Annotated in this window: 12 protein-coding genes and 1 tRNA gene; all 13 read left to right on the top strand. The window is 42.3% G+C overall.

Annotated features, from left to right (window positions below; all coding sequences use genetic code 11):
* The first annotated feature begins 1 nt into the window (after position 1).
* The 13 genes from hypF to C5Q96_RS04550 all read left to right on the top strand — a co-directional run bounded on the left by hypF (position 2) and on the right by C5Q96_RS04550 (position 11,855).
* On the top strand, positions 2-2,458 hold the full coding sequence (hypF, locus tag C5Q96_RS04610) for a carbamoyltransferase HypF (protein WP_106057235.1): 2,457 nt from the start codon (positions 2-4) through the stop codon (positions 2,456-2,458).
* Between the two features lie 81 nt (positions 2,459-2,539).
* Positions 2,540-2,755, top strand: coding sequence for a HypC/HybG/HupF family hydrogenase formation chaperone (locus C5Q96_RS04605; protein WP_106057234.1), 216 nt, complete (start codon positions 2,540-2,542; stop codon positions 2,753-2,755).
* On the top strand, positions 2,745-3,815 hold the full coding sequence (gene hypD / locus C5Q96_RS04600; protein WP_330403782.1) for a hydrogenase formation protein HypD: 1,071 nt from the start codon (positions 2,745-2,747) through the stop codon (positions 3,813-3,815). The genes C5Q96_RS04605 and hypD overlap by 11 nt, the downstream gene beginning before the upstream one ends.
* On the top strand, positions 3,800-4,804 hold the full coding sequence (gene hypE / locus C5Q96_RS04595; protein ID WP_106057233.1) for a hydrogenase expression/formation protein HypE: 1,005 nt from the start codon (positions 3,800-3,802) through the stop codon (positions 4,802-4,804). The genes hypD and hypE overlap by 16 nt, the downstream gene beginning before the upstream one ends.
* A 112-nt stretch (positions 4,805-4,916) precedes the next feature.
* Positions 4,917-4,991 (top strand) — tRNA-Glu (locus tag C5Q96_RS04590).
* A gap of 298 nt (positions 4,992-5,289) precedes the next feature.
* The gene (locus tag C5Q96_RS04585; protein ID WP_106057232.1) at positions 5,290-5,565 is read left to right on the top strand and encodes a hypothetical protein; all 276 of its coding nucleotides are present in this window, start codon (positions 5,290-5,292) and stop codon (positions 5,563-5,565) included.
* Between the two features lie 37 nt (positions 5,566-5,602).
* Positions 5,603-5,908 (top strand): hypothetical protein, encoded by a 306-nt coding sequence (locus tag C5Q96_RS04580; RefSeq protein WP_106057231.1) that lies wholly within the window; start codon positions 5,603-5,605, stop codon positions 5,906-5,908.
* Complete coding sequence (locus tag C5Q96_RS04575) at positions 5,898-7,556, top strand: hypothetical protein (protein WP_106057230.1); 1,659 nt, start codon at positions 5,898-5,900, stop codon at positions 7,554-7,556. Before C5Q96_RS04580 ends, C5Q96_RS04575 begins: the two co-directional genes overlap by 11 nt.
* A complete protein-coding gene (locus tag C5Q96_RS04570; protein ID WP_106057229.1) occupies positions 7,544-7,966 on the top strand; it encodes a hypothetical protein in 423 nt (140 codons plus the stop codon). Before C5Q96_RS04575 ends, C5Q96_RS04570 begins: the two co-directional genes overlap by 13 nt.
* 272 nt (positions 7,967-8,238) lie before the next feature.
* Positions 8,239-8,649, top strand: a complete 411-nt coding sequence (locus C5Q96_RS04565; RefSeq protein ID WP_106057228.1) for a hypothetical protein — start codon at positions 8,239-8,241, stop codon at positions 8,647-8,649.
* A gap of 143 nt (positions 8,650-8,792) precedes the next feature.
* The gene (locus C5Q96_RS04560) at positions 8,793-8,963 is read left to right on the top strand and encodes a helix-turn-helix domain-containing protein (RefSeq protein WP_106057227.1); all 171 of its coding nucleotides are present in this window, start codon (positions 8,793-8,795) and stop codon (positions 8,961-8,963) included.
* Between the two features lie 94 nt (positions 8,964-9,057).
* Complete coding sequence (locus tag C5Q96_RS04555) at positions 9,058-10,983, top strand: DUF2207 domain-containing protein (RefSeq protein ID WP_106057226.1); 1,926 nt, start codon at positions 9,058-9,060, stop codon at positions 10,981-10,983.
* 119 nt (positions 10,984-11,102) lie between these two features.
* Positions 11,103-11,855 (top strand): 16S rRNA (uracil(1498)-N(3))-methyltransferase, encoded by a 753-nt coding sequence (locus tag C5Q96_RS04550; RefSeq protein WP_106057225.1) that lies wholly within the window; start codon positions 11,103-11,105, stop codon positions 11,853-11,855.
* The last annotated feature ends 179 nt before the right edge of the window (positions 11,856-12,034 follow it).

Raw genomic sequence — 12,034 nt, 5'->3', positions numbered from 1 at the left:
ATTGGTATGTAGATTAATTAGGATTTATGGAATAGTTCAGGGCGTTGGCTTTAGACCCTTTGTGAGCAGACTTGCGGATAGATATGGCATATCTGGAAGTGTCTGTAACAAGGGCTCTTACGTTGAGATAATCGCAAGAGCAGATGAGTCCGTAATCGGCGATTTTGTGCATGCCATAGAAGCAGAAGCGCCAGAGCGGTCTGCAATCGTCAAGGTTAAGGTAATGGATAGCCCTGTAGATATATCGATAGACTCTGGATTCAAGATTGCACTGAGCAAGCATGAGGATGGTCAGATATTCGTATCGCCTGACATAGCAACTTGCCCTGACTGTGCAAGGGAACTGTTTGATAAGAATAACAGGAGGTATCTCCATCCGTTTATAAACTGCACTCAGTGTGGTCCTCGTTTAACTATACTAGATTCTATGCCTTACGATAGGGTGAAAACCAGCATGGCTGGTTTTCCGATGTGTGAGGCCTGCAGTGTTGAATATACCGATATGGATTCGAGACGCTACCATGCCCAGCCTGTATGCTGTAATGACTGCGGGCCGGAGCTATACACCCTCGTGGGCAGGGCTTCTGAGTCTGACGTACAAGGTATGGGAACTGATTCGGAGCGCCCCGAGGGTGCATATGGCGCGGCGGCGCTTCTAGAGACCAGGGCTGTGATCAGGAATGGCGGCATCGCCGCCATCAAGGGAATCGGTGGTTTCCACCTCTGCTGCGACGCCGCGAATGAAGCAGCGGTCCAGCGCCTCAGACAGCTGAAGGCGCGCCCGATGAAGCCGTTTGCTGTGATGATGCGGGATCTCGAAGTGGTCGGGCGCGAATGCAGGCTGGAGCCAGAGATGGAGCCGCTGCTTACCGGCCCGCAGAAGCCGATAATACTGATTCCTAGACGTCACGATTCAGCTGAGTCGGCAGAGCTTGATTCCAATATACAGGAAGAAATTAAGACCAACAGCCAGATACGGCATAGATTAAGAATCGCAGCATCCGTAGCACCTGACAATCCTAATTTAGGCGTGATGCTGCCATATACACCAGTTCATATGCTTCTCTTCGATTATCCAGACGATGAGCCAATATCTGATGTGCTGGTGATGACTAGCGGAAATCCATCTGGAGCTCCGATATGCATGAACGATGAGGAAGCGCTTAAGTATCTATCGCCGATGTGCGATATCATACTTTCCAACTCTAGGGACATACGGATAAGAGCGGATGATACGGTTATGGCATTTTACAGAAGCAAGCCTTATATGATCAGAAGGTCAAGAGGATATTCTCCGCTTCCAATAGTAGCGAAGAGAGAAAGCTCGTACGCGGTGCTCGGAATAGGTGGAGAGTTAAAGAATGCATTTTGCCTAGGCGATAAGGGGCTTTTTTATCCATCACCATACATAGGCGATATGGCGGATATGAGAAGTGTGAGAGCACTTGAAGCAGCGACAACTCGCATGGAAAGGCTATTAGAGATTCATCCAGATATAATAGTGGGAGATATGCACCCAGGCTATAACACGAGTGAGATGGCTAGGGTGATTGCAGAGAGAGAAGGTGTTCCGGTTATGGAAGTGCAGCATCATCATGCACACATGGTATCGTGCATGGCAGAGAACGAATACGAGGGAACAGCTCTGGGAGTGACTTTTGACGGAACTGGATACGGTCCAGATGGAACTATCTGGGGCGGGGAATTCCTGCTTGGAGATGAGAGCGGATACGAGCGTGTTGGCAGTATTGCACCGTTTATACATGCTGGCGGAGATATTGCCTCTAGGGAGGGGTGGCGAATCGCATACTCCATGATTAGCACAGCGCTCGGAAGCGAGGCGGCAAACCGTATAGGAGAGACACTCGGGCTCGGAGACGAGAAGGGTAGGCAGAGCATCGATTTCATGCTAGGCAATAATATAAATACAGTGAAGTCGACAAGCGCAGGTCGCCTCTTTGACGCAGTAAGCGCAGTGCTCGGCATAAAGTCAGCCAGCACCTTCGAAGGCGAGGCCTCGATGGCGCTCCAGTTTGCAGCTGAACGCGCCGAAGCACAAGGAATAAGCCTAGCGCCTTACGAGGGCAGGCTGATGAATATCGACGAAGAGCAGTTCGAACTGTGCACAGACACCTTGCTCATGGAACTAGCTGCAAGGAGTCTGGCGGATCAAGATACTGACCAGCTGGCATACTTATTTCATAAAGCGCTGGCAGACATGATCGTTATCGCTTGCTGCTACCAGCGTACGAGGTGCGAAGTGAACGTTGTTGCCCTATCGGGAGGAGTGTTTCAAAACCTACTACTTCTAAGGCTAGTGGATGACGGGCTTGAACGAGAAGGCTTCAAAGTGCTGAAGCACGGAGTCGTGCCGACAAACGACGGCGGCATAGCGCTCGGTCAGGCGGCTGCAGGAATAGCGGCGCTTCGGGATGAGGAACAAAATAAAGAACAATAAGAAGAACAATAAATAGTACAGTCACATGACTGAACATGGGTATAGAATATATAGAGATTAGAAAATGACGGAGGTGCACATATGTGCGTGGGATTGAGAGCAAAGGTTGCTAATATAGAGAATAATATGGCTGTCATCGATGCTGGCGGCGTTAAGAGAAAGGTTTCTGCGGAGCTGATTTCAGACCTCGCTCCTGGAGATTATGTGATGGTGCACGCAGGTCTTGCTATTGCAAGAGTTGCAGCAGATGAGGCGGCAGAGGCCGATAAGGTAATGGAGGGGCTGAATGACAATTAACGAGAGTGCAAAAAAAGCTCGCGACATTGTCACCTCTTACGACGGCCCGAAGCTTAGAATCATGGAAGTCTGTGGAACTCATACGCATGAGATTTTTAGACTTGGAATCAGGAGACTTCTACCGGATAATATCGAGCTGATTTCAGGACCAGGATGTCCAGTCTGTGTTACGCCAGTTTCGTATATCGACGAGGCCGTCATGCTGGCGCTGGATAAGAAAGCGACCATAACGACTTTTGGAGACCTGATTAGAGTTCCCGGAACGGAGATGAGCCTTGCAGGGGCTCGCAGCAAGGGGGCGAATGTAAGTGTTGTATACTCGCCGCTCGACTCGCTAGAGTATGCCAAGGAGCATCCAGATGAGCAGGTCGTATTTCTTGCGGTTGGATTTGAGACGACAACACCTGGGAGCGTGATGGCGGTTCGTGAAGCGAAGGCGCAGGGCATCGAAAATTTCTCGATACTGACAGCCAACAAGACGATGTATAACGCGTATCTAGCGCTCAAGGGCAGTGCTGATGCATTTCTGTATCCAGGTCATGTGAGCACGATGACTGGTATGGAGGAATACTATAAACTCCGTGATGAACACGGAATATCTGGAGTAGTTGCTGGTTTCTCTGGCTCCGAGGTGCTAACAGCGCTAGCGGTAATCATCAAGAAGATAGAAGAAAACAAACCTTTCGCAGTAAATTGCTACCCAGCAGTGGTAACTGAAGAGGGAAGCCCTGCAGCTAGAAAGCTTGTCGAGACGGTCATGGAGCCTTCCGATTCAGAGTGGAGAGGGCTCGGCGTTATAGAGAAATCAGGTGTTGAGCTTAGGCCAGAGTATCGCGATTACGATGCTAGATATAAGTTTAATCTTCCAAAGATAGAAGGGAGACCAAATCCAGCATGTAGATGCGGAGAGGTGCTACTCGGCAAATGCAAGCCTTACGACTGCAAGGTGTTCGGTAAGGGCTGTACGCCAGAGCATCCGATAGGAGCGTGTATGGTTTCTAGCGAAGGCGCATGTTCGGCGTTTTATAAATACGGAGGCGACATATGGAACAAACAATAACCCTCGCGCACGGTGCAGGTGGAAAGCAGACGAATGACCTGATCGGTGGGATTTTCAAGAAATATTTCGACAACAAATACCTAACAGCGGACGATGCGGCAGTGCTGCCACCTCCAGTCGGCAGGATGGCGATGTCCACGGACGGATTTATCGTATCTCCTGCAGAATTCCCTGGCGGGAACATCGGGAAGCTCTCGATATGCGGTACGGTAAATGACCTCGCGTGCATGGGCGCAAAGCCACTATATATCTCTTGCGCATTTGTAATAGAGGAAGGATTCCCCGTTGAGAAGCTGGACCGCATCGCTAAGGCGATGGCTGAGACAGCTCATGAGGTAGGCGTTTCGATCGTATCTGGTGATACCAAGGTTGCTGGTAAAGGGCAGGTGGATGGCGTGTTTATCACGACCACCGGCGTAGGCGAGATACTGGAAGGCGTTAATCCAGCTGGTGCAAATGCTGAACCTGGCGATAAGATCATCGTGACTGGAGACGTTGGCCGTCACGGTTGTACGATTCTACTCGAGAGGGACAGATTCGGCATGGAGGCAAATGTGACGAGTGATTGTGCGCCACTCTGGAACGCTGTAAATGCTGCACTTGAAGCCGCACCAGACATCCACGTTATAAGGGATGCGACGCGCGGCGGAGTTGGGACTGTGCTCTATGAGATTGCTGACCAGAGTGATGTCGGAATCAAGCTCGATACTGAGTCCATTCCTGTAAACCATGAAGTCGCTGGTGTCACGGGCATGCTCGGGCTAGAGCCACTTTATCTCGCTTGCGAGGGTAGGCTTGTGATGTTCGTCCCTGCAAAATCCGCTGACGCTGTACTCGCGGCACTGCACAGCTCCGAGCATACAGAGGGTGCGGTGGTAATAGGCGAGGTGACTAATGAGATGCCTGGTCACGTTGTGATGACCACGGAAATAGGCACTGAAACGCTGCTGCCACCACCAAGCGGAGAGCTGCTGCCGAGGATTTGTTAGTGAAGTCTGGAAACTAGTGAAACTAAAAAATCCTAGTTAAACGAAAAAGTACTAGACAAGTTCTGAGATATTATGTATACTAATTCGTGTCGCACTCGTGACACGAATATATGCCGCATTGGTCAAGAGGTTAAGACGCAGCCCTCTCACGGCTGAATCTCGGGTTCGATTCCCGGATGCGGTACCAATATAAACAAAGAGAAACCTTGTAACTATTGAAGTTACAAGGTTTTTTGTATCAGTCATCATAATTTTTTAGGGACAAATTTTAGGTCGTGTTTGTAGGACCTTACGAAATGTAAAGGGATTATCATTTGATTATTATAAGTTTTATGCTTATATAATCAATACCACTAAGTTGTATATTATGATAAAATACTTATAATATATATTTAAATTTTAAATTATAATTATTACTTAACAATTTTATGTGAAAATACTACTCGTGGAGTTTTGATAAAATCACGATATATAAAGGAGAGAGTGTGAGTACGGATATAAAACTAGATGATAGTTATGAGAAATTTCTAAAAAAGAATAATTCCAGTGTTAGTCTTAATGTTTCCTTGAGTTTTGAAAATGACGATTATTCCCATTTGTCTGTGAAATCTAACATGAATGATATAAAGAACATGTTAAGTCAAATTTATTGCAAGTATCAAGACATCGCTCGTGTTGATGCAAGCAATTTTGCAAAACTTGGTAGACAGTTTAAAGAACTGGATGAAGAAATTGCGAGAGATTTAAATAATTCAAATTAATAAATGCGATATGTATTAAAAAGAAGGTTTATATAGTATGGATAAATTGAATCAACAGATTGAAGATTTAGATATATTAATAAATAGCTGTAAGAATGACTTTGCTGATATGTATGAGCAAAGCTTTTATCGCTTGAATCAGATTGATGAAGAAGCGTATAGATTCAGTTCAGATAAAAAGATAACTGCGAAACTTGATGAGCAACACAATTTGGAGAGAATCATAAGGCAAGAGCAGGATGATGTGGTTGAAGAATTACTGGGTTATCGTAGGAAATTATTGAATGAGAAGGAAGAAGTAGAATACAAACGACGGAAAGAAGGTGTGAGTAGTGGGGCTTAAAGTTGATCCCAAACAAATTCAAGCAGAAGCCAAGAGCATAACAGACAATGCAAATAAATACTATTCAATGGTTAGTGGAATAAGGGATTCAATGAATTTCCTTCTAACAAATAGTACATCTGAAGGATTAGCTATTTCTGCTGCAAAAAATCAGGCTCATGCACATATAGTTGCAATCGATTATTTCGAATATATTTCGGTAGAAATTCTTACGCAATATCAGAAGCTTGTAACAGCGATTTCTAATAATGAAATCACTGAAAAGCTTGATGAAGATGAGTTAAGGGCATTAATTAATCAAAAGCAAGAAGACTATAACTTCTATGGTAATAGAGTAGATAATATAAGGATGCTACAACGGAATTTTGAATTCTGTGCATCAGTGTTTGATTTGCTAAAAAATCATTATAAAGCTGCTCGAGACAATGCTCTTTCTTTAAAGAAAGATTATGAAAAAAAGCTTATTAACCTCATTAATTTGGAAAAAGCTAGCAGTTCGTATTACTCCTCAGTTAATACGATGATCAAGAAACAGAATATGTTACTATATGACCTATCTATCGCCGGGGCTAAAGGCAAATTTCCTAAAACGAAGCTTGCAAATGCACTATCAATATATTCAGCAATTCGAGACCATAACATAGATCCGAATAAGTTGTTATTTTGTAAGGATGCGAGTGGCAAAAAAGTAATCTCTGTGGAAGCGATTGGGCTGTTTGCAGATACCGAGAAGAAAAATATGTCTCCGCTCCAGCTTTCTATGTATAACTATATTATTAATCATATACACTCAAGTAAATGTACGACTCATGATTTGGATAATATTATTGAGGGATATTATGGACAGGAAATTAGAACAAAAAGGGGTGATAGTATAGTTTCACTTCGACAGCTCAAAAAATCTGCACCGAACCTCGTTTCAGACTTAAATGAAAACCTAACTAAGTTAACTAAGAACGGTAAATCAAATAATAAATTGGTCGAAATAACCGAGTTTGTAAATACCGTTTTTAAAGAAACAGAGGTGACCAAAGTCGGACAAGTTAAATACCATAATGGATATTCAATAAAGATTCATACCTATCGATATGAATATGGAGCTTGGAAATATGAAAATGGTGTTGCTCATAGTTCGACTAGAGCAGTAAGCTGTACAAAAGATATTACGGTGCATACCTTCGGAAAAGGTGTTGATGGGGCAGTAGAATATCATACAAATGTATTGAAAAATTATATAAATGAGAACAACTTTATATTAAAACGATCAATGGCAAAGATAGGAATTGATGTTGCTCAAGATTTTATTCCTACACCAGGTCTATCTGCAGTTATGGATTTTACTGAGGATATGAATAATGATTACAGAGCTAGAATTTTTGCAACAAATTTAACAAGACTTGAAATGGCAAAATCAACTGATTCATATATTACACAGGTTAATGACGAATGTATTATACGTATTGGACCAAACATAGATGCTGTAATGAAATATATGAACGATAAAGGTTATCCTTTAGAAGGAACAATGAAGGAAAATATTGATAATATGATAAAATATGGTAAAGATATAAACAGAAACTCAACTGTACAGATTAGGGATCATATTATAAAAGAGCTTAGAGAAGGAGGCTACGAGTGGATAGATTAAATAAAAGATTTACTTTAATTGTATTAGTTTCGATATTTATATCCATTTATTCGTGCTACTCCATACTTAGAATGAGTAATGCTATATATAATACAAAACTCTTAATCAATTTAGACATGAATATGTATTTATTGAGCCTTGACTGTCAAGTTTCAGAGTTTGAAATAAGAAATGGAGAGATCATCTACAGTGTAAAAATGGGGCCTAACACTAATGAGATTATGAAATATCTAAACAGTGAAGGTTATTACATATCAATTAAAGAAAAAAATAATAAAGCAAAACAGCTGATTGACTTTCAAAAATATTATCGTTCTAAAAACAATATAAAGGGAATGTATAAAGGTGTATATATTAGAGATAAGATACGCGAGGATATGACAAAAGTCGGATATCAGTGGGAATACTAACGAATATTGCGTGCATGTTGAGTTCTGTTACAAGGGAGATTTAAGAAAATGAGCACTAAGCGAAAAATTATATTATGTGTACTTTTATTGATTAATATAGTATGTCTAGCCTTTGCAGTACGAAATTATCTGGAACTGAAGAGTCTTCATGAAGCACTAGACAGTATAGAAATCAACTAAAATTAAAGATGAAATATTTAGTTTGAAAGTAAAGACTTATTCGGATGTTAAAAAGAAATAGCTTGTTATAATTTAAGGAGGTCTAAGAAAATATGAGTTACGATTTAATGGTTTTCGAAAAAGCACAGGCTCCAAATAATAAGACAGAATTTATAAAATGGTACGAAAATCAAGTGGAGTGGAAGGAAGATCATAATTATGATTCGATAGAAGTAAGCTCAGCTAATCTAAAGAACTGGTTTATGGATATGATACAAGTATTTCCACCGATGGAAGGAGAATTTGCTCTTAGTGATGATGAAATAGAAAATGATGAAGATCTTGCAAATCGCATTACAGACTATTGTATTGGTAAAGATGTGATATATGCATGTTTTGCATGGTCACTAGCAGAGGACGCATATAATACTATGCTTAAAATTGCGTTAAAACACGGTGTCGGATTTTTTGATGTGAGTGGTAATGGAGAGATTATATTATCTGAATGTGATGAACAAAATTAGGATGTGCAATTTAGCTAAAAAGATCGTTTAACGCCAAACCTTGAGTGATAGCTCAAGGTTTTTTTATACCCTTACACATCTAGCTCACATGTTGTATCATTAAGTTATTCTATAAGAGTTACATAAAAGAGGAGATACTGATAATGGAACTAAAGGAGATGCGTAAGCTCCTCGGCTTATCGCAAGCGACATTTGGAGAAAAATATAACATCCCAGTAAGAACAATTCAAGATTGGGAGAGTGGGCGCAGGCAAGCTCCCGTATACGTTCTTGAACTACTAGAGCGAGCTGTGATTGAAGATTCCAAAGCTTAAGTGAATTAATAGATATCCACACTTCATAGGCAGTCTGGCCTAATGATTTCATGTGGGTTATTAATCCTTTAAACAATAACAACAGGAATAACTTATGGACAAGAAACGAAACGACCGCATAGCAACTATTGTATCTATCGGCTTACTAGCTACAATATGGCTGATTTCAGGCCTGACAAGATATTTCAGTTCAGGAGATGTTGACACTGGCACGGGATATTCTACCCTCAGCTACAATGTGACTGTGGATGTTAGAAATGACTATTCATACGTAGTCGTAGAGAAGATTAAGGTGAATTTCACCGACCCAAAGCACGGTATAGTTAGAAACATTCCTTTCGGCAAGGGATACAAGATCAAAGACGTATCCGTAGATGGGGATAAATACAAGATTAAGAATCTGTATAAAGCTAACCAAATGCAGATTAAAATCGGTGATAAAAAGAAGACGGTTACTGGCGTTAAAGATTACACCATCATCTATACCCTTGCTAATTACGAGCGCAAGAATAATCCTAACGACATATATGTGGATGTGCTTCCATCGGAATGGGCAACAGACATCAAGTCGGCATCAGTTTCTGTGTGCTTGCCACAACATTTTCCGTACAGCGGCATGAAAGGGTATAGTGGCCCGCACAAGAGCACGTATAATATGTACGGTACATGGACCTACGACAAGAATCAAAATATAATCGAATATAACGTTCAGAACTTGCCTGCGAATAATGGTGCGACATTGCTCGTAGATACTCCTAAAGGCTACTGGTACAAAGCGCCTAGCAAGTACTGGGTGAACTATGCGACCGTAATAGTAGCAATTCTCGGTGTCATTATACTTATCGTGCTTAGGGTTTTGAATGAAAAAGAACACCCAATTGTTGCGCCCGTTACGTTCAAGCCACCAAAAGGTGTTCCGCCTGGAGAAATCGGATATCTGATCGACGAAGAAGTGAATAAGAGGGATATCACATCGATGTTCTTTTATTTGGCATCTAAAGGGTATATATCGATTGAGGAATACAAGAAGGGAAAATATCAGTTCGAGAGCCTCAGGATTCCCGATGTATATGACGAGCCCCCAATTACCGTTACTTTTTACAAAACTATATTTGGAAGCACGAAGAATGGCACACTTGGCAAGGTTGTGAGCCTAGAGGAAGCGAGCAAACGCATAGGCAAAGAATGTGAACTTATTAGAAAGGTAATAGTTGAAGAGTACACAGACAACAAATCGATATTCTCTAAGAAATCGCAGAAAAATGAGAAGATTGCAGCTATCATCAGCTGCATAATAGGAGGTATGCTAATCGCACTTTCTATGTATGGAGAGTTGTACCAACCCGGCTGGCAAATTTTGATATTCGTGTATGGTGGCTCGGTGATTCTTGATGCATTTTGGAGATTGCCTGTTAAGAGGATGTGTAGAGAGTATCATTTTCATAGGACGAGAAGCGGTATAAGGAGCGTTACATCTTTTGCGTTCTGGGGAATTATCTATCTGGCGATATCATCGTTTATGTTATTGTTTTTGTACAAGATTGCAGGCGGTGAGATGACGCTGTATGCTCTAGCTGCAATAGCTGTATATGCATTGGCTGTACCATTGATTCTATTAGGATTCCTCAAGAGAACTAAGGATAGTGCTAAGCTTTATGGTGAGATTATCGGCTTCAAAGAATTTATCGCTACAGCAGAGGTGGATAGGATAAATGCCCTTGTTCAAGAAGACCCAGCGTATTTCTACGATGTGCTTCCGTATGCCTATGTATTTGGGCTTACTGACACTTGGGCGAAGAAGTTTGAACCAAAGAATCTAGCTGGACATATTGGATACAGTGCGTTAGTCGGAGATGTATACGACTTTATAAATATGGACATTATGATTCATCATGTTCAATCTAGCGCATTTTCTAGAGTATCATCGGCATTGTACGAAGATGTCAGCGGAGGTCTAAGCTCTGGCGGCGGCGGATCGGTCGGCGGTGGCTCTGGCGGCGGCGGAGGCGGAGGCTGGTAGACACTGCTTCCCAATATATACGCACTACACCTAAATCGATTATTCCTAAGTTCATAAGTTACAGAATGACGATTCGAAACGGCTTGAACTAATAACACTAATTTACTAAAGGAGCAGCAATGCAGCAGTACTTCATATACGGCAGCCCTAGCGCTGAAACTATTGAGATAACGGACAAGGATACAATCAAGCACATGTTCCAGGTCATGAGACTTAGGGCTGGCGATGAGGTAGTTCTCGTATTTCCAGATGGGATAAAGAGACGTGCGGAGGTTGTAGATGCAGAGAGCAGAACTATGCGCATCGTAGAAGAACTAGACGAAAATGTTGAATTGCCAGTTCAAGTTACTATCGCATGCGGCTTTCCTAAAGGCGATAAGTTTGCGACCATAGCACAGAAGGCGACGGAGCTCGGGGCAGCTGAGATATACGGCTTTCCAGCAGATAGATCAGTAGTGAAATGGGACGATAAGAAGCTCACCAAGCTAGCCGAAAAGCTTGAAAAGGTAGTGCAGGGAGCTGCCGAGCAGAGCAAGCGCAATATCGTTCCTAGCATAAATCTTGTTGCTAACAAGAAGGAATTTGTAGATAGCTTCACTGAGTACGATAAGGTCTTCGTAGCCTACGAGGAAGCGGCAAAGGAAGGCGAGAAATCTGCTCTTGCAAAGGCGCTTTTGGAAGTTTCAGCAGGAGAGAAGTTGCTCTTTGTATTCGGGCCAGAGGGCGGGATTACTGACAAGGAAATAGAAGCGTTTACAGAGGCTGGAGCGGTATGCGTAGGGCTTGGACCACGCATCATGAGAGCTGAAACGGCACCTATGTACGCACTGTCTGCTGTGAGCTATGCGCTAGAACTCAGTAAGGAGAAGTGATATACGAACTATGCGAAGCTTTTGGCAATGTATTAAAATTATTTTTTGCAAAAAATTTTAATTTACCTCTAGACAAATTGAATAAGTGTGCTAGAATACTTAAGGTTTAAAAATATTGAAGCACATAAGAAAGAGGCAGAAAGATGAAGAAGCGAATGTTTCGCGACTCGTATCTTGAA

Source organism: Mogibacterium diversum, assembly GCF_002998925.1.
In the GTDB taxonomy this organism is placed as follows: domain Bacteria; phylum Bacillota; class Clostridia; order Peptostreptococcales; family Anaerovoracaceae; genus Mogibacterium; species Mogibacterium diversum.
The sequence above is the reverse complement of the archived record's forward strand: the minus strand, read 5'-3'. Positions and strand labels throughout refer to the sequence as shown.